Origin of the sequence: Acidiluteibacter ferrifornacis (assembly GCF_009909615.1) — a bacterium.
In the GTDB taxonomy this organism is placed as follows: domain Bacteria; phylum Bacteroidota; class Bacteroidia; order Flavobacteriales_E; family Vicingaceae; genus Acidiluteibacter; species Acidiluteibacter ferrifornacis.
Genome location: NZ_WWNE01000003.1, coordinates 14,943 through 34,739, shown reverse-complemented (window position 1 = coordinate 34,739; position 19,797 = coordinate 14,943). Strand labels below are relative to the sequence as shown.

The following is a 19,797-nucleotide window of genomic DNA, read 5'->3' as shown; positions in this document are numbered from 1 at the left end:
ATGATACCTATGAATTTTATCAGAAGTGGCTTATTTTTTTTGTTCATTAGTTTTAATCTTGGAATGATTGCCCAAGAAGCATTGCTAATTAAAGCTGAAGAAGTAATTGATGCAAAAATTAATCACAATACTAGATGGAATAAATCTGCGGGAGACACTTTGTGGTATGAAGATTTTGCGAATGGTTTCGTTCCAAATGGATGGATATCTACTGATCTAACAGGGAACGCTTTTGATTGGATTTATACGACAGTAGCGCCGGGAGGTCAATATTCTTCTAATGTACAAGCAATACACTCTACTACATCTCTAAATGGATTTGCATCTCTTCCATCTGATTATTACAATACTCCTACACCCGCAAATGGATTTCTATCAATGGACGCCTATTTAACCTCGGGCCCTATTGTAATTTCACCAAAAAGAAGTGTAAAAGTACGATGGCAACAGAGTTATAGGTATTGTTGTAATAGTGCGACGGATTCTATGGAGTTACAAGTGAGTAGCGACAAAGTAAATTGGGTGAGTTTTAATGCGAAATTAAGTTCAAGTCCTAATACTGTGGTAAATTCTGCTATAGAATTAGACATCACCTCAGTTGCCGCCAACCAGGATACAATTTATATCCGATTTTATCAGAACGCCTCACATTACTACTGGATGATAGACGATATTGCGATTGTTGAAGGGTATAATAATGCTGTGGTAATTGATAAGGTTGCTATTTCAAATGGTGATGGAAGGTTGGAGTATTATACTAAAGTGCCAGTAGGTATGGCTAGCCCAATTCAGCTAAAGACGCATGTTAGAAATGTTGGTGGAGAGCCTGCTAGCAATTTAAAGCTAGATATGAGGGTTCTAAAGGATAATGCTGTTGTTTATTCTACACCTTCTACTCGTATAGATACACTAAAAAGAGATTCATCATCTGTGCTATCAAGTGCTATTTATGCTAATCAAGATGGTATTGGAAAATACCAATTGATTTATTCACTTTCTTCAGATTCTGTCAATGAATTGTTTGATGAGGATACGATTCATTATGAAATTACGGATTCTATTTACGCTAAAGATTTGGATCAAAGCTTTGGGTCAGTAAGTTCAGGGTCATTTGGTTTTCCTTCAAACGATGGTGGAATTGTAGGGACTCGCTTTCACATTGATTCAACCAATTTATTAACGTCCATTTCATATCTGATTGGAGCGAGTACATGGAACGTAGGAGTTGGTGTTAAAGCTCAAGTTTGGGGTTTTGACACCTCTTATAATTCCATTACAGATATGATTATGATTCCCGGATTAAAGTACGAGGGTTTTGAATATTTTTTGGATAGTAATAATGTAGGGAGTTGGTTAGATTTTAAAGTTGATCCACCAATTCTTTTAGATTCGGGACAATATATTTTAGCATTGAAACAAACCTTTGGCGATTCGATTAACCGTGAGTTAACAGTTGGTCGTGCATTGAATGTTGAGAAGTTTCATCCTAATAACTATGAATTTGGGACTTACATCAATATAAATGGCTCTAATCCTTCATGGGGTTGGACTCCAAAACAACCAATGATGCGTATGCACTTTGGACAAAGTAATGTAGGGATAAAGAAACAGATTGACCATGATTTTCATTTAGAAGTTTTTCCGAATCCTACGAATGGGATAATTCAAGTGAATTTTATGGGGAATTCTCAGCCGAAACAACTAGAAGTAATGAATACGCTTGGTCAAACTGTATTTGTTGGCCATATCCCGTCTAATATATCCACAACTAATGTCGATTTGTCGCATTTAGATAAAGGGATTTATTTTATTGCCCTTAAAGGCGGACAGAAAAAAGGAGTGGAGAAGATAGTATTAAAGTAGTTAATTTTATTTGCTAGATCTAGCTAGTCGTTTCATTACACTAGAAGCGAATACGAAATCAGATAATTCTTGATTGTCAGTGGTTAGAATGGTTTCGCTATCACCTTCCCACCATTTTTTGCCTTTATGTATGAATATCACTTTTTCACCTATTTCCATAACTGAATTCATGTCATGGGTGACGATAATTGTAGTCATGTCATTTTCCTTCGTAATTTCACTAATCAATTGATCAATTACAATGGAAGTTTGAGGATCTAAGCCTGAGTTAGGCTCATCGCAAAAAAGGTATTTTGGCTTCATAGCTATGGCTCTAGCTAACGCTACTCTTTTCTGCATACCACCGCTTATTTCTGCAGGGTATTTGTGGTTTACTCCTTCAAGTTGAACTCGCTTTAAACAAAAGTCTACACGCTCTTTCATCTCTTCTGCATTCATTGAGGAGTGCATCTGAAGTGGAAACATTACATTCTGCTCAATGGTAAGTGAATCAAAAAGCGCATTGCCTTGAAACAACATTCCAATTTCAGTGCGAACTTCTTGGCGCTCTTGCGTATTTAATGAGGTAAATTCACGATCATCAAAAAAAACTTTTCCTGAATCGGGCTTTATTAGTCCAACCGTGCATTTGGTTAAAACAGACTTTCCTGAACCACTAGCTCCTATGATTAAGTTGGTTTTTCCTCTCTCATAGGTGATATTAATATTAGAAAGAATTTGTTCGCCATTAAAGGCCTTGCTGACATTTTCTATTTTTATCATTTATACCAGTAACAATTGAGTTAATATATAATTGATAATTAGAATGATGATGCTACTTGCAACAACGGCTTTAGTACTTGCTGCACCTACAGCTAATGAGCCACCTTTCGTAAAATATCCATAGTAGGAAGGCACTGCAGTAATTATAAATGCGAAAAATATCGTTTTTATAACTGCATAGTAGACGCTAAATACTTTAAAATCATATTCTAATCCGTAAATGTATTCAGAAGTAGGAATCATTCCTGTGCCCCATGAAACTAGGTATCCGCCTGCCATTCCGATAAACATACTAATGATGACTAAAAACGGATTAATCAACATTGCTGCGGTAATCTTGGGAAGAATCAAATAAGAGGCAGAATTGATACCCATGATTTCTAGAGCATCAATTTGCTCAGATACACGCATAGTGCCAATTTCTGAAGCGATGTTTGAACCTACTTTTCCAGCTAATATTAGTGCGATGATCGTCGGAGCAAACTCCAAAATCATAGACTGACGGACAGTAAATCCTACGGTGTATGCCGGGATTAATGCACTGTCAATATTAGATGCGGTTTGAATGGTAATTACTGCGCCCATAAAAAAGGAGATAATTGCAATAATACCCAAAGAACCAATACCCAATGAGTCAATTTCAAACATCAATTGCCGATAAAAAATTTTCATTTTTTCCGGTTTTTTAAATGTTCTAGCCATTAGGATAGAAAATTGCCCCATGTGAGAAAGTAAGTTCATTCTCTTTTTTTTACGAAAGTAGTGAATTGCTTTAGAAGTCTTGGTCTCAAAAGCATGCTAATATACCTGCTAAATTAACTAAAACTCTACCAAGCTATATCTAATTTATACTTTAAATTCCTATAATGCTCCTTTGATAATATCATCTACCACCTCAGGATTGAGTAGTGTACTGGTGTCACCTAAATTATTTATGTCGTTTCCAGCAATTTTTCTGAGTATTCGTCGCATTATTTTCCCTGATCTAGTTTTAGGAAGACCAGTTACAAATTGAATTTTGTCGAGCTTAGCTATAGGGCCAATGTGTTCGGTTATGATTTGATTGATCTCCTTTCTTAAGTTCTCGTGTACTCTGGATTCACCGGTTTCCTTTAGTGTAACAAAACCGTATAATGCATTACCTTTCACGTCGTGAGGGAATCCAACGATAGCTGATTCAGCAACTGCTGGATGCTCGTTAATTGAATCTTCAATTGGGGCAGTTCCTAAATTATGGCCGGAAACTATAATTACATCGTCAACTCGACCAGTAATTCTATAGTATCCAACTTCATCACGTAAAGCACCATCACCTGTAAAGTACATGTCCTTATAGGCAGTGAAATACGTTTCTTTATAACGCTGATGATCTCCCCAAATGGTTCTTGCTATCGAAGGCCATGGAAATTTAATACATAATCGACCATCTACTTGGTTGCCCTTTATTTCTACTCCATGTTCATCCATCAATGCGGGTTGAATTCCCGGAAATGGGAGGGTGGCGTAGGTCGGTTTTGTGGGGGTACAATAGGGGATTGGAGAAATCATAATTCCGCCTGTTTCTGTTTGCCACCAAGTGTCTACAATCGGGCTTTTCTTTTTCCCAACATTGTCATTGTACCAGTGCCATGCTTCTTCATTGATTGGTTCACCTACAGATCCCAATACTTTTAATGAAGACAGATCGTGGTTCTCAATGAAAGAAATATTTTCCTTTGCCAATGCACGAATCGCAGTTGGAGCGGTGTACAATTGATTGACTTTATGTTTTTCTACAATTTCCCAAAATCGACCAAAATCAGGATAAGAAGGTACGCCTTCAAACATAAGAGTAGTTGCTCCATTAGCTAATGGTCCATAAACGATATAGCTATGACCAGTAATCCATCCAATGTCAGCAGTACACCAATACACATCAGGGTCTTTATAGTTGAAAATATTTTTAAACGTATAGGCTGAGTAAATCATATAGCCTGCAGTACTATGAACCATACCTTTTGGTTTTCCTGTAGAACCTGAAGTATACAGAATAAATAAAGGGTCTTCTGCTTCCATAATTTCTGGTTCACAATGAGGTATTGCTTGATCCAGTAGCGGTTGTAGCCATAAGTCACGTCCCTTTTTCATTGTAATCTCACTGTTGATTCGCTTTACCACTAAAGCCGTTTCCACACACGGACATTTTTCTAATGCATCATCTACTATTCCTTTTAGGTCAATTGTTTTACTACCTCTATATGAACCATCAGAAGTAATGATAACCTTACATTCACTGTCGTTAATTCTTGATGATAATGCAGTTGAGGAAAAACCTGCAAAAACAACTGAATGAATCGCTCCGATTCTAGCACAAGCTAATAATGCTACGGCTAACTCAGGAATCATCGGTAAATAGATACAAACTCGATCTCCTTTTTTGACGCCTTTATCTTTAAGAACGTTACTCATTCGAGTCACTCTATCATGTAACTCTTTATATGAAATGTGTAAAGCTTCTTCATTGGGATTGTTCGGTTCAAAAATGATTGCTGTTTTGTCACCTTTCGTTCTTAAGTGCCTATCAATACAGTTTTCGGTGATGTTCAATTGTGCCCCACCAAACCACTTTATCTCTGGTTTTTTAAAATCCCATTTAAGTACTGAATTCCATCTTTTTCGCCATACAAAATGCTCTTCTGCAATTTCTTCCCAAAACAATTCAGGGTCTCTGATTGACTTGCGATATACTTGAAAATATTCCTCGAAATGCTTGATGCTATAGTTACTCATAGTAGATAATCTTAATAATAGAATCCTAAAAGTACTTTTTTAGGATTCTATTTGAAAATAAATTCAATGCTTATTTATCAATAATAAACTTTACTCCTCCTGCAATTAAGTTGGCTTTAAAACCGGAGTTCCGCTCGTAATAATTGTATTTTAAATGAATAGATTTTAACGCAAGTTTTCCAATCTTTTTTGAAGTGAGAATATCAGTGTATTCAATTCCGAAGCCATACTGATTAGCATTGTATTCGGATAAATCATAATCTGATGTATAGTATTTTTCTGTTGAAAGGTGTTGTTCATATCCAGCAAAATAATCGGCTGAACTTTGGAAGTAATAACGATAAGAAGGGTAAAGTGTAAATTTTTGACTGATTTTGACAGGCACTTCCAAGCTCGTAGTATGTGAATTTATTCCCCAATCATCTCTATAATATCTATAAAATGATCGAAGTACAATTCGTTCATTAACATAATAGTTTAATCGACCACCAATGGCTAATTTGAAACGTTGATCAGGTAATTGTTCATTGTTGTCGGCGAGTTGAAAGCCATCGATGTAACTATTGGCAACATCAGCAAAGTAAACACGCTGAAAGGGAGTGGACAATAATCCACTCTGGTAAACTACATCAGTGACAATTAATCCTTGAAGGCGTTTGGACAGAATCTGGGAAAAACTCGCACCGAAAGAATATGAGTTTCTATTTTCGCTATCAAAGGCTTTAAAGTCTGGTGCATAATTGACATTTCCTGAGATCTGATTTACAAGAAATAAGCTGCTATTTAATCCTGGACCTCCTGAGTCGAATGGTCTTAATTCATATGGGTAGATGGCGTTCCATTTATCAATGTATACGTTGCCGCTTAAGCTTAACTCTGTATTCTTTTGATTAAATAGTTGAGTATATGTTCCACCTAAACCTACTGAGAAATAGTCATACTCCGAGGCTACTGAGAGCTTTCCTGAATAGATTTTATTCCGATCATCGCTGCTGTGTGAATATGAGAGGACAACATTTGCCCATACATCTCCACTTGAGGCACCTGTTGAAGCTTGAAATGCATCAGGATTCTTGGAATCAAACGGATTAATGTTACTAGAAGAAGCGGATGTATAGGCAGAGATTCCTGCGTCTACAGTCAGCACATCGTCATCATTCAGCGGCATAGATACTATAATTGTGGGTGTGATATCTTGTAATTCTTCGGTGCCGATACCACCGGAAACAGCCGCATTTTTACCATCTTGGGTGTAATAACTCATCAAGAAATCTAATTCAGTGGTTTCCAATACTCGTTTTTTATAAACGACTAAAGAATCGGCTTGAGGAGGGTCTTGAGCAAAAAGGGTAAAGCTCAAGAATAAGGTGAAGATGAATAGTATATTTTTCATGATTTTTATTTTTAATTGCAACCGCATCCTCCACCAGTTTTGCCACCGTTTGCACCAGTAGCAGCTTCTCTGTAGGACTGGAAATTTGTTTCAAATCGATCCGACTTTTTGGTTGTTAATGCCATGTCTGGATCGTTTAAGTTGACTTTCTCATATTCCTTTACTACAGTACAACTGCTTAATAATGCGATTGCTATAATGAGTCCTAACCAATGTTTTTTCATTTGTTTTTAATTTTTATGTTAGTGGAAGTGAAAATTTTACCTTCGTCGTTGATAATAATGCATTCAATATTTGGTAGTTGATTTATTCGATCAATGCCGGCATTAACTCCCATTACAAAAATAGAAGTGGCTAATGCATCAGCTAATTCAGCTTTTGGGGCAAAAACTGTAGCACTAATAATTCCTGAAGTAGGATATCCTGTTCGAGGGTCGATAATGTGGGCGAATTTCTTTCCTTCTAGTTTGATGTACTTTTCATAATCTCCAGAAGTAACTACTGCACTATTGTTTAGCGGAAATATTGCTATTGCTTTATCTTTATTTAATGGATTGGTAATGGCTACTTTCCAATCTTCTCCATTGGTTTGTTTTCCCCAAGTATTCATATCTCCCGAAGCATTGATGATTCCGCCTTTTACTCCTTTCTCTATCAAAAGTGCTTTTGCTTTATCGGCGGCATACCCTTTTCCGATAGCCCCAAAGCCAATTTTCATTCCTTTTTCAGTTAAAAATACCGTCGTATCCGATGCATTGAGTTTTATTTTTTGGTATCCAACTTTTGAGACAGAATGTTTAATTTCTTCTGCAGATGGGATTATTGTCATGCTTCCGTCGAATTTCCAAATGCGGTCCATGGAGGCATAGCTAATATCAAAAGCGCCATCTGTCAAGTTGGAGATACCATTTGCACGCTCAATAAGTTGATACAATTCAAGATCTACTTTAACAGGCATTATCCCAGCTTGCCGATTGATTTCACTTGTTTGTGATTCTGGGTTCCAAGAAGAAATTAATCGTTCAATTCGAGTAATTTCTGCTACCGCTTCTTCAATGTATTGGTCGCCTAATTTTGTATTTTCAGCAATTACAGTAATTTCAAATCGACTACCCATTAATTTTAATGTCCGCTTAAAAGTGCTTTCAGCATTGACTGCTTGAAACACAAAAAATGTGCAGATGAATAGAATAGGTTTCATTTTCTTGACGTGAATTGATTGATTAGCTCGATATATTCCTGAGGAGTTATTTTTTTATAACCGGTTTCTCCCACTTTTTTCCCGCTTGCATCTATGATCACAACAAAAGGGAAATATCCGTTGAGGTTGTATTTTTCAGCAAGTTGGTTGTTTTGCTTCTGCACATCCTCAGATAAGGCATTTGCCTTTCTCCGTGGAAAGTCGGCTTTTACCATTACGTAATGTTTTTTAGCATAGGCTTTGAAGGTTTCTGAGCTCCATATTTCTTTGTCTAGCTTGATGCATGGAGCGCACCAATCTGATCCCTGAAAAACTAGAATTATAGGTTTGTTTTCTGCTTTTGCAATCGATTTCGCTTTTTCGAAATCGGTATTCCAGTCTTGTGCATTTACTCCACCAATTAGGCATAGTAATACGATTAATGTTGTGAGTGTTTTCATTCTGATTGATTTAAATTATTCTTTGTCTTTTATGATGGAATAAGCACCATCAATTAAATATTGATTTTCATTTTGCTCTAGTTGAATGAATGTGTAGGTAGCGTTAGACTCTATAACTTTAACTTCGGTTTTCTTGAAGGTAAATTGATCTTCATTTTTGTTGATTAACTCCAATACATAATAATGATCGTTTACTTCAGTGACCGCCGAAGCGGGTAAAGCTAATGCCTCCTTTTCTACAATATGGATTTGGGCATTGACATACATTCCCACCGCAAATAATTGATGCAGGCTGTCATTGATATGTGCATGAACTCTTACTGTTCGTTTATTGGCATCAATGGTATTAGACACCAAATGAACTTCTGCAGGAAATGCTGTATTTCCACTTTCAGGAATCGTGAAAGAAAGGTGTTGCCCTTTTTTGATTTTTAACGCATCTTTTTCAAATACCTCAAGCTCCAAATGCATGTGATCAGAGTTTGTGATTTCCAAAATAGGGTCAGTAGCTGAAACATAACTTCCTGTGGTGATATTTAATGCTGAAATGGTTCCACTGATGGGTGCAGTTATTCGAGCGGAAGAGCTGATGTTGTCCTCGGTCAGTGATGCAGTAGAAATTCCAATTAGTCCCAATGTTTTTTCCAACCCTTTCACAGTGGCCAAAGTGCTTTTGTAATCACTTTCTGCTTTTAAAAAGTTCTTTTCAGAACTGATTTGCTCTGTATTCAATGTCTTTTGACGATTGTATTCGGATTCTAAATAAGATAATTGTTGTTTGTGCTCTAGGTATTGCTGCTGAATCTTTATGAATTCAGGGTTTTCTATAATGACTAATGTAGCTCCCTTCTCAACATAATTTCCCAATAGGAGTGGAGTAGATTGAACGAAACCACCCATCTTAGCATTTACAATTACTTTATTCTGTGGCGGCACATCTATGGTTCCGGTTGTTTGCACAGTGGTAGCAAACGATTGCATTTCTAGTTTTCCCAATTCCATTTGGTTGTAGTCAAATTGAGCTTTGGTGACCACTATTTCAGTGGATTCTTCACTTGTGTCTTCAGAAGTTGATTCACCTGTTGAAGAATTACATGCGGTTAAAAATGTTATGCAAATAAAAAGGGCAGTGAGCGATATATATTGTTTCATGTGTGTAAGATTATAGCGTTAAATAACTGATTGCGATAGCGGTTTGGTTGTAGTTATTCAGGTTTTCTAAAAAGGTTAATTTGATTTGATAGGCATTTTCTATACTTTGTATGTATTGAAAAAAATCAATTTCACCAGTTTTGTAACTGATTTCAGCTGCTTTGGTAATTTCTGTTGCAAGTGCATTGCCTTCAGATTGGTAATAATCGATGGCTTCTTGGTATTTAGCCAATTGATGAATCAATTGATTGTATTTTGATTTTAGTTGAAATTGATAATCAATCGCTTCTTGTTCTGTGGCCTGAAATGCTAATTGGGATGCTTTTATTTTGGCCTGTTGTCCTGTAAATAACAATGGAATTTTCAATCCCAATTGGTATCCATAAAGTGATTCATTCAACCCACTATTTTTGCCTTGAAAATAGTTGACTGTGATATCGGGGAGTAGCTGTTGTTTGACCAATGTATTCTGTTGGTAAAGAACAGCTGATTTATCCTCGAAATATTGATTGGTTACATTATCCTCTATGGAGCTAATTTGTGGTTGAAGCGCAGTTAACTGCTCCTTTTTGATACGAAATGAATCAGGAGCCTGAACAATATTTATAAGCTGTGTTTTAGCACTTTTTACATCTTCTTTTGCTTGTTCAAATAAGGTGTTTACTTGGCGTTGTTTGGACTGAGCTGTAGCTTTTTCCAAGTAAGTGGTTTCGCCAAGTTCAAACCGTCGATTGGCCAATTGTGAAAAATTTTGATATAAACTATCTAAGTTTTCAATGACTTGTAGTTGATTAATTTCAAATTGATACTGATAGTAACTGCTCCATAATTCTTTCTTCAATTGATTCTGTTGAATTGCATAAGCGCTTTTTTCTAACTGTAAATTGGCTTTATTTGCTTTGCGCTCTGCTGCATATATGGTAGGAAAGGCAAAGTTTTGTTGTACACCAATCACGTCAAGTGGTAAATTATTTACTGCTAAATTATTCTGATCATAACCGTAATAGATTTCTGTTTTTTCAAACTGAAAGGCACCATTTATTTGAGCATTTTTTTCTTCCATTCTATACGATCCAGCTTTTAATTGGCTGTTGTGCTCCAACATCAATTGTTCTAGCTGTGCGATGTTATAGGTGTTTTCCTGTGCTGTAGCAGACGAAGCACCTATTAATAGAGCGACTAATAAAGTAAGGGTTCCATTTTTCATAGTTTTGGTTGATTTAGCTTTAAATATGGAATATAAAATGGGCAAGACGATTAAAGTCAGTAAAGTAGCAGAAATCAAACCACCTACTACTACAGTTGCTAATGGTCGTTGAACTTCTGCTCCGGCATTAGTAGAAATAGCCATGGGTAAAAATCCCAAAGCAGCAGCTGAGGCAGTTAATAACACAGCTCTTAGTCGATCCTTAGATCCTAAAATGATAATATCCTTGTTAGATAATTCGCCTTCTTTTTGGAGTTCTTTAAAATGCTCGATCATTACAATTCCATTGAGGACTGCGATTCCAAAAAGTGCAATAAATCCAACGCCTGCAGAAATGCTAAATGGCATGTCTCGAATCCAAAGCAATAAAATTCCACCTACTGCTGATAACGGAATAGCAGAGTAAATAATCAATGCATCTTTTACCGATTTGAAAGCAAAAAACAAGAAGATAAAGATGAGTATCAAAGCAATAGGAACTGCGATTAATAATCGATTCTTGGCAGACGTTAAGTTCTCAAACTGTCCTCCATAAGTGATGGTGTAGCCAACAGGAAGTTTCACATTTTCAGTAATTAGTTTTTGTACATCATCTACCACTGATTGTAAGTCTCGGTTTCTAACATTAATTCCAACAACTGTTCTTCTCTTCGTATCGTCTCTAGAAATTTTTGCAGCACCTTTTTTGTAGCTAATTTCAGCGACCTCACTCAGTGGAATTTTTCCACCATTAGGAAGATCTACATACAGGTTTTGTACGTCATCAATGTCAGTTCTTTTTGACTGGTCCAATCGCAATACCAAATCGAAACGTTTTTCGCCTTCGAAAACACTGCCTAATGATTGGCCTCCAAAAGCCATAGAAACAACTTGATTAATAGCAGCAATAGATAAACCATATCTCGCAATTTTATCGCGTTTGTAATCAATACTCATTTGTGGCAACCCAGTTATTTTTTCTACCGTAATGTCTGCGGCTCCTTCTACATTGCTGATGAGTGTTTTGATTTCATTTGCTTTCTGACTAAGAAATTCCAAGTCTTCGCCCACAATTTTAATGGCAATGTCAGCTCGAACTCCAGTGATCAGTTCATTAAATCGCATCTCAATTGGCTGAGTAAATTCTACTTCCAAACCAGGAATGATCGTTAATGCTTCTTTGAATAAATCGGCCAATTCATCTTTAGATTTTGCCGAAGTCCACTCGCTTTTAGGTTTCAAGGTGATCATGACATCGCTTTCCTCCATTGACATAGGGTCGGTAGGGACTTCTGCCGCACCTATTCTCGTCACAATTTGATCCACTTCAGGGAATTTATCGATTAGAATTTGCTCAATTTTAGTGGTCGTTGCGATGGTACTACTCAAGGATGTTCCTGTTTTTAAAACCGGTTGTATCACAAAGTCGCCTTCGTCTAATGTAGGTACAAACTCTCCACCCATAGAATTGAAGAGTATTACTGATCCAATTAACAAAGCTGAAGCAACGGTTAGAATGGCTTTTTTGTGAGAAAGTGCTCGAGTTAAAAAATGCTCATATTGGTTAGCCAGCCAATTGTTCAATCGTTTGGAAAAATTGGGCTTATCTACAACATCTGGTTTTATCAGAATTGAAGATATGGCTGGAACATAGGTGAAACAAAGAACCATTGTGCCAATGAGTGCAAAGCTAAAAGTCAGCGCCATTGGCTGAAACATTTTGCCTTCAACGCCGGCCAATGAAAAAATAGGAATAAATACTATTAGAATAATAATCTGTCCGAATACTGCCGAGCTCATCATTTTATTGGCACTCATTAAGGTAATCGCATCTTTCTCGGTTTGCAACTCTTCTTTGGACAATCCGTTCAGTTTGTTTACACTTTTGGTCATTTGAAAAGCAATAAACTCAACAATAATTACGGCACCGTCTATGATGATTCCGAAATCAATAGCTCCTAAACTCATTAAGTTGGCATCCACACCAAAGATATTCATCAGTGAAATCGCGAAAAGCAAACTCAATGGAATTACAGAAGCGACTACTAATCCTGATCGAATGTTTCCAAGCAATAAAACCACTACAAAAATTACAATCAAGCAACCCAAAATGAGGTTCTCCCCGATGGTAAATGTTGTTTTGTCAATCAATGTACTTCTATCTAAAAAGCCATTGATGAACACCCCTTCTGGTAAAGTCGACTGAATCTCTTCTACTCTTTTTTGTACAGCATTGATCACTTTGTTGGAGTTGGCATCTTTCAGCATCATCACCTGTCCCAACACTTTTTCGCCTTGTCCATTGGCTGTAGTTGCACCAAAACGGTTGGCACTACCGAAACCCACTTTTGCGATGTCGCGAATAAAAATAGGTGTTCCATTTCTGTTTTCTACTACGATATTTTCGATGTCTTCAAGATTGCTCACCAAACCATCTCCACGAATAAAGTACGATTGATTTGCTTTTTCAATGTAACCGCCACCGGCCACACTATTGTTGTTTTCAAGTGCATCCATTACTTGGGTAATGGTGATTTTCTTTGCAGCTAGCTGTTCTGATTTTATGGCTACTTCATATTGTTTCAATAGTCCGCCCCAGCTATTTACTTCCACTACTCCTGGTATTCCTGATAACTGTCGGCGAACAATCCAATCTTGGATGGTTCGCAATTCCATTAAGGTGTAGCGGTCTTCAAATCCTGGTTTTACATCAATGATGTATTGATAAATTTCTCCCAACCCTGTGGTGATAGGTCCCATTTCCGGGCGTCCAAACTCTTGTGGAATCTTTTCTGCGGCAGCGTTTATTTTCTCCGCTAATAATTGACGAGGCAAATATGTTCCCATATCGTCTTCAAAAACTACGGTTACCACTGAAAGTCCGAACTTGGATACAGAACGAATTTCCTTTACTCCTGGTAGGTTCGACATTTCTAACTCTACAGGATAAGTGATAAACTGCTCAATGTCTTGTGTAGATAAACTGGTGCTAGTGGTAATTACCTGCACTTGATTATTGGTAATGTCTGGCACCACACCAAAAGGAATTTGGCTGATAGAAAAAAGTCCAACTACAGCTATTGCTGTGGTAAACAAAAAGATGATTAGCTTATTAGCTAGGCTAAATTGAATTATTCTAGAAAGCATAAACGAAAGTTGTTTATAAAAAATAACGGATTGACTTACTAAAAATCATAGCAAGCAAGAATTCATAAAGTATGAATGGAAAAATCGGTTATGCTATCTTAGGGGGCTGAAAAATATCAGCAGCGGCTGCAGAAATAGCCGGAAGCAAGTAGAAAAAATTAGGAGATAAAATTTGAGCGAACGGAGTTGAAAGGTTCTCGTTCTCAATAAAATCAGCTAGGAAAATAGTAGAGGTATGAGACCCTAAGTTATGGTTGAATGGAAGTTGCTCGTGTTGCGATTTCTCGTGTTGTTGATTTTTTTGGTGTTCTTCTTTTTGGTCACCATAGTGTTTAGAGATAAATGCGAATAGGTCGTCTCCATATTCCTCATAATGAAATTGGGCATGCTCAATAAATTCATCCATCTGAATAATGTCTTTAGCAGACACATTCATACTTTGAAAAAGTATAATCATGGATAATATAAATGGCAGTATTCTTTTCATTTTGGGGTATAAAGTTAATCTTTTTAATAATATTTATTGTATCAAAAGTTACATAGGCATCTTTTGCATTTGCTTAATTTTGATTTATTGGATTAATTGATAGATTTTTACAACTATTTTGAACTGAAATGATTGAAGTACTACGAGAGAATTACGGGCATTTATTTGAAGAGGCGTTATTGCAAGAGATTAATCAAGTAGGAACATATAAAGAAGTAGCTGAGGGTGGCTATCTAATAGAGATTGGAGATTATGTAAAATCGATGCCCTTACTCGTTTCTGGTGCTGTGAAAATTTTGCGGGAAGATGAGGAAGGCGATGAATTGTTACTTTATTTTTTAGAGCGAGGAGAAACTTGTGCCATGACGATGCAATGCTGCATGGGGATGACCAAAAGTGAAATTAGGGCAGTCGCAGAATTGGATACCACTTTGATTATGATTCCTGTTCAGAAAATGAGCGAATGGATTGCAAAATATAGTACTTGGCGTGATTTTGTATTTGCGAGCTACCACAATCGGTTAAATGAAATGTTAGAAACAATTGATCGAATAGCTTTCAAGAAAATGGATGAGCGACTATTAGCCTATTTAAAAGAAAAAGTGCGTATTTCTAATGATAATACCATTCATTCGACTCACCAACAAATTGCTTATGACCTTCATACCTCACGTGTTGTCATTTCTCGCCTATTAAAAACTCTTGAGAATATGGGAAAAATTGAGTTGCATCGTAATCATATCAAAGTAAAGAATATCGATTAATGTAACAGCTGTTACCTTTAGGTTTCGGATAAAGCACTAGCTTTGAAGCATATTATTTATACATGGACGGATTAACATTTTTTGGATACTTAGGCGCATTACTTATAGGTTTGGTATTGGGTTTAATAGGCGGCGGAGGCTCTATACTTACAGTACCTGTTCTCGTATATTTATTGGGGGTAAATCCCGTCTTGGCTACTGCATATTCACTTTTTGTAGTCGGTTCGGCGTCTTTAGTGGGGGCTATCAGAAATATGCAGAAAGGGTTGGTTGATTTTAGAACAGCCATAGTTTTTGCAATTCCAGCCTTTATATCGGTTTATATCAGCAGAAAATACTTGATTCCAGCCATTCCCGAACAAATTACGCAAATCGGAGATGTTGTTTTATCGAAGAACGTCGCTATTATGATTTTCTTCGCCGTTATTATGTTACTAGCATCTATTTCTATGATTCGAAACAAACGAAAAGAAACAGATGAGGAACAAGAAATCAAATATAACTATCCCTTGATTATTGTGGAAGGCCTTTTGGTGGGTATGGTCACAGGAATCGTAGGTGCAGGAGGTGGATTTTTAATTATCCCAGCTTTGGTGCTTTTGGCTCGTTTGCCCATGAAAAAGGCCGTGGCGACGTCCTTGCTTATCATCGCGATTAAATCTTTGATTGGATTTATGGGCGATGTGCAGAACCTTGAAATAGACTGGAGTTTCTTGGCTGTTTTTACTTCCTTATCCATCGTCGGTATTTTTGTAGGAATATGGCTCAACCAATTTATTGATGGCAAAAAACTCAAAAAGGGATTTGGGTGGTTCGTTTTAGTAATGGGGATTTACATTATCATCAAAGAGTTGGGCTAGTTTTTTTCTGGGCGTTACCTTCGGTCGGGCTTTTCACTATATCTTTTATTTCGTTTCACTCCATAAAAGGATGCCGTTTCTATCCCTAACGCAAATAATATCATCACTATTTTTTCGAATAAATTTGATGGGAAAGCTAGTCGCAATTCTCTTTATTTTCGATTCATCTTTAATAGTTGGAAAAAATGCCATAATGTAACAAATGTCACTTTTTTTGATATTTACGTCGTTTAACTTTGTGGTATAATTAGATATTAATCAGAAAAACATATACTATGAAATTAGAGCAAATTTATACCGGATGTCTAGCACACGCAGCATACTACTTAGAAAGCGATGGCGAAGTAGCTATTTTTGATCCATTGAGAGAAGTGCAACCATACATCGATAGAGCAAAAGAAAATAATGCGTCGATTAAATATGTATTCGAAACTCATTTTCACGCTGATTTTGTGAGTGGACATTTGGATTTGAAAAAGAAAACTGGAGCAGAGATTGTTTTTGGACCATCAGCCAAGCCAGGATATGAAGCCATAGTAGCTGAGGATGAACAAATATTCAACGTTGGAAAATGTCGCGTAAAAGTATTGCACACCCCGGGTCATACCATGGAAAGCTCGACTTATTTAATCATCGATGAAAATGGAAAAGAGCACGGAATAATCACAGGAGATACATTGTTCATTGGCGATGTTGGTCGTCCTGATTTGGCCCAGCATGTAGTTTCTGACCTTACAGAAGATAAATTGGCAGGTCATTTATATGATTCTTTACGAAATAAAATAATGCCTCTGAGCGACGATTTGATTGTTTATCCGAACCACGGAGCGGGCTCTGCTTGTGGTAAAAATATGAGTAAAGAAACGACTGATACTTTGGGGAACCAAAAGAAAACGAACTATGCGTTACGTCCAGATATGACCAAAGAAGAGTTTAAAAAAGAGTTGTTGGAAGGTTTAGTGCCACCTCCAGGTTATTTCCCACAAAATGTGTTGATGAACATCAAAGGATATGAGAGCCTGGATGAAGTGATGAAAAAATCTGAACGACCATTATCTCCTGAAGCTTTTGAAGCGGCTGCAAACGAGACGGGAGCCTTGGTATTGGATGTTCGTTCACAACAAGATTTTGCAAAAGGACATATTCCTAAATCTATTTTTATAGGAATCGATGGAAGTTTTGCGCAGTGGGTAGGAGCTATGATTGTAGATACTAAACAACCCATATTAATAGTTGCCGATTCAGGTAGAGAGGAAGAAACCATCACAAGACTTTCACGCGTTGGTTTCGATAATGCTATAGGGTTTTTGAAAGGTGGATTTGTGGCTTGGAAGAAATCAGGTAAAGAATATGATACGGTAGATACTATCACCCCATCTCAGCTAAAAGAAGCAATTTCTAAAGAAAATCACTATCCAATATTTGATGTTAGAAAAGAAAGTGAATTTCAATCAGAGCATATTGAAATTGCCAACAACACACCATTGGATTTTATAAACAATCACTTAGCAGAATTTCCATCGGATGAGCCTTTTTATCTGCATTGTGCAGGGGGTTATAGAAGTATGATTGCAGCTTCAATTTTAAAAAGCAGAGGGATTCACAACCTTATTGACGTAGAAGGAGGTTTCGCAGCCATAAAAGAAGAAGGAATTAAAACGACAGACTATGTTTGTCCAACGACTTTATTATAAGATTTTATGAGGGGTGGTTTCCTCATTAATTTTTCATGTTTTTAGGTTTGAAAAGGAGCAGCTTATTTTAAGTTGCTCCTTTTTTTGTTTACTATTTGAATATATATCGACTCTTTAAGTTGCTGATATTTATCAATTTGTAGTTTTTTAATTAAAGTTATTATAATAACAGAAACTATTTAGGTACATTTGTTAACCATATGGTTAAACTAATTGGTTGATGAAAAGTAAAGATCAAAATACCGAGCAAGCTATAATGAATGCAGCTGTCGAAATATTCCAGTCGAAAGGAATGGCTGGGGCACGCATGCAAGAAATTGCTGATAAAGCTGGAATCAATAAAGCATTGTTGCATTATTATTTTAGGAACAAGCAAATGTTGTTTGAAGCTGTTTTTAAATCGGCCTTAGGTCAATTAGCACCTGAGATTAGTAAGATATTTAATGCTGATTTATCGATTGAAGAAAAGATAACCGCCTTCGTTTCATATTACATTCCATTTGTGAATCAAAATCGGTTTTTACCGGTTTTTGTAATCCAAGAATTAAACAATAATCCAGTTTTTGCTGAACAGTTTTTTAGTGCTAATGCACTTCCAAAAACTGAAAAATTTAGATATCAACTTATAGAAGCATCAAAGATAGGTGAAATTCGAAATGTAGATCCAGATCAATTTGTCTTGGATTTATTCGCAGTCGTGGTATTTCCTTTTGTAGGTCGTCCGTTGATGAAAAATTTGCTACAAAAAGATGATCAAGGTTTTGATGATTTGATTCAAGGTCGAATTGAACATGTGACTACGATGCTATTAAATTCTATAAAGAAATGAAAAAGCTAATCTTCATCCTTTTAATTAGTCCGCTGCTGCTTATTAGTCAGCAAACGGTAACGCTGTCGGATTGTTATGGATTATTAAATCAGAATTATCCGCTGATTAAAAAGCAGGCACTTTTAGAAGCTCAATCAGAAGTGCAAAATGACGTAATAAAAACTTCTAATCTGCCTCGAATTGAGCTGAACGGACAAGCGACTTATCAATCGGAAGTAATCCAGTTTCCATTGGAGATTCCCGGAATGTCTGTAGAGCCGTTAAATAATGACCAATACAGAGCCACAATTGATATTTTTCAGCCCATTTATAATGGTGGTGCTGTTAATTCATCAGTAGCATTGTCAACTGCAGAATCTGCTGTAAGACAACAAGAAGCGGCAGTGAGTTTATATCAATTAAAAGCAAGAATCAATTATTATTACATCTCCATACTACTTCTTCAAGAAAAAGAAAGCTTATTTGGTGACAAGCTAAAGCAATTGAACTTGAAGTTGAAAGAGTTGGAAGTAGCTGTCACAAATGGAATGGCTTTAGCGAAAGTGGAGAAAGGTTTAAAAGCTGAGCGAATTCAAATCCAACAAGAGATAATTGCAGTTCGAGCTAGTCGTGCACAACTTTTAAAACAATTAAGCCAATTGACTTATAACGAAATAAGTGAAAGTGCTGTTTTAAAACGTCCTACTTTTTTTAACACTGAATTGGCGCCACGTCCTGAATTGAAATTATTTGAGCTACAAAGCCAGAAACTATCGCTTTCTCAGGAATTAAATTCTAGTACGCGTAAACCGACATTAAATGCTTTTGGCCAATTAGGGTACGGTAATCCTGGGTTGAATATGCTAGAAAATGCCTTCACTGAGTACTACATAGTAGGAGTAAAGCTTAAATGGACCATTTTAGATTGGAATAAAGTTAAAAAGACCAATGAATCTTTATCATTTGCAAGAGAAATGGTGGCTGTTGAGCAATCTATTTTTGAAGTAAATAATGAAATTCAATTAACAGAAGCAACCGCTGAAATGGAGAAAATAAAGCAATTGATCCAGTCAGACATAACCTTGATTGAACTTCGAGATGACATTGTAAAAATTTCAGATAGCGAGTTAGAAAATGGAGCAATTACGGCTTCGGTTTATTTAGATGACTTGACGGATTTATACGAAGCCAAAAGCAAGAAAGCTACTCATGAAATGCAGCTGACATTGGCTGAAGCAAATTATTATTTATTGAAAGGAGTAACTCCTTAA

Annotated in this window: 16 protein-coding genes; 6 read left to right on the top strand and 10 right to left on the bottom strand. The window is 36.6% G+C overall.

What is annotated here, in order from left to right; all coding sequences use genetic code 11:
- Positions 1-9 precede the first annotated feature (9 nt).
- The gene (locus tag GQN54_RS00495; RefSeq protein ID WP_160630880.1) at positions 10-1,863 is read left to right on the top strand and encodes a T9SS type A sorting domain-containing protein; all 1,854 of its coding nucleotides are present in this window, start codon (positions 10-12) and stop codon (positions 1,861-1,863) included.
- A gap of 6 nt (positions 1,864-1,869) precedes the next feature.
- Here GQN54_RS00495 and GQN54_RS00490 read toward each other — a convergent pair whose 3' ends face one another.
- From GQN54_RS00490 to GQN54_RS00445, 10 genes are all read right to left on the bottom strand, one after another.
- Positions 1,870-2,625, bottom strand: a complete 756-nt coding sequence (locus tag GQN54_RS00490) for an ABC transporter ATP-binding protein (RefSeq protein ID WP_160630879.1) — start codon at positions 2,623-2,625, stop codon at positions 1,870-1,872.
- On the bottom strand, positions 2,626-3,366 hold the full coding sequence (locus GQN54_RS00485; protein WP_160630877.1) for an MlaE family ABC transporter permease: 741 nt from the start codon (positions 3,364-3,366) through the stop codon (positions 2,626-2,628).
- 120 nt (positions 3,367-3,486) lie between these two features.
- The gene (gene acs / locus GQN54_RS00480) at positions 3,487-5,394 is read right to left on the bottom strand and encodes an acetate--CoA ligase (protein ID WP_160630876.1); all 1,908 of its coding nucleotides are present in this window, start codon (positions 5,392-5,394) and stop codon (positions 3,487-3,489) included.
- A 70-nt stretch (positions 5,395-5,464) separates the two neighbouring features.
- Complete coding sequence (locus GQN54_RS00475) at positions 5,465-6,787, bottom strand: DUF3570 domain-containing protein (RefSeq protein WP_160630873.1); 1,323 nt, start codon at positions 6,785-6,787, stop codon at positions 5,465-5,467.
- Between the two features lie 11 nt (positions 6,788-6,798).
- Complete coding sequence (locus GQN54_RS00470; RefSeq protein WP_160630871.1) at positions 6,799-7,011, bottom strand: DUF4266 domain-containing protein; 213 nt, start codon at positions 7,009-7,011, stop codon at positions 6,799-6,801.
- The gene (locus GQN54_RS00465) at positions 7,008-7,988 is read right to left on the bottom strand and encodes an FAD:protein FMN transferase (RefSeq protein ID WP_160630869.1); all 981 of its coding nucleotides are present in this window, start codon (positions 7,986-7,988) and stop codon (positions 7,008-7,010) included. The genes GQN54_RS00470 and GQN54_RS00465 overlap by 4 nt, the downstream gene beginning before the upstream one ends.
- Complete coding sequence (locus tag GQN54_RS00460; protein ID WP_160630867.1) at positions 7,985-8,428, bottom strand: thioredoxin family protein; 444 nt, start codon at positions 8,426-8,428, stop codon at positions 7,985-7,987. The genes GQN54_RS00465 and GQN54_RS00460 overlap by 4 nt, the downstream gene beginning before the upstream one ends.
- A gap of 15 nt (positions 8,429-8,443) precedes the next feature.
- Positions 8,444-9,580: an efflux RND transporter periplasmic adaptor subunit gene (locus tag GQN54_RS00455; RefSeq protein ID WP_160630865.1), complete on the bottom strand. Its 1,137-nt coding sequence runs from the start codon at positions 9,578-9,580 to the stop codon at positions 8,444-8,446.
- Between the two features lie 10 nt (positions 9,581-9,590).
- Entirely contained in the window at positions 9,591-13,913 is a 4,323-nt protein-coding gene (locus GQN54_RS00450; protein WP_160630863.1) for a CusA/CzcA family heavy metal efflux RND transporter, read from the bottom strand.
- A gap of 88 nt (positions 13,914-14,001) precedes the next feature.
- Positions 14,002-14,400 carry a hypothetical protein gene (locus GQN54_RS00445; protein ID WP_160630861.1) on the bottom strand — a complete coding sequence of 133 codons (399 nt, stop codon included), beginning with the start codon at positions 14,398-14,400 and terminating at the stop codon, positions 14,002-14,004.
- 128 nt (positions 14,401-14,528) lie between these two features.
- Between GQN54_RS00445 and GQN54_RS00440 the strand changes: the two genes are divergently transcribed.
- The 5 genes from GQN54_RS00440 (at position 14,529) to GQN54_RS00420 (ending at position 19,797) form a co-directional block, all read left to right on the top strand.
- A complete protein-coding gene (locus tag GQN54_RS00440) occupies positions 14,529-15,164 on the top strand; it encodes a Crp/Fnr family transcriptional regulator (RefSeq protein WP_160630859.1) in 636 nt (211 codons plus the stop codon).
- 62 nt (positions 15,165-15,226) lie between these two features.
- Complete coding sequence (locus GQN54_RS00435) at positions 15,227-16,024, top strand: sulfite exporter TauE/SafE family protein (RefSeq protein ID WP_160630857.1); 798 nt, start codon at positions 15,227-15,229, stop codon at positions 16,022-16,024.
- A gap of 275 nt (positions 16,025-16,299) precedes the next feature.
- Positions 16,300-17,718 (top strand): MBL fold metallo-hydrolase, encoded by a 1,419-nt coding sequence (locus GQN54_RS00430; RefSeq protein WP_160630855.1) that lies wholly within the window; start codon positions 16,300-16,302, stop codon positions 17,716-17,718.
- Positions 17,719-17,938: 220 nt separating this feature from the next.
- The gene (locus GQN54_RS00425; RefSeq protein WP_160630853.1) at positions 17,939-18,547 is read left to right on the top strand and encodes a TetR/AcrR family transcriptional regulator; all 609 of its coding nucleotides are present in this window, start codon (positions 17,939-17,941) and stop codon (positions 18,545-18,547) included.
- Positions 18,544-19,797: a TolC family protein gene (locus GQN54_RS00420; RefSeq protein WP_160630851.1), complete on the top strand. Its 1,254-nt coding sequence runs from the start codon at positions 18,544-18,546 to the stop codon at positions 19,795-19,797. The genes GQN54_RS00425 and GQN54_RS00420 overlap by 4 nt, the downstream gene beginning before the upstream one ends.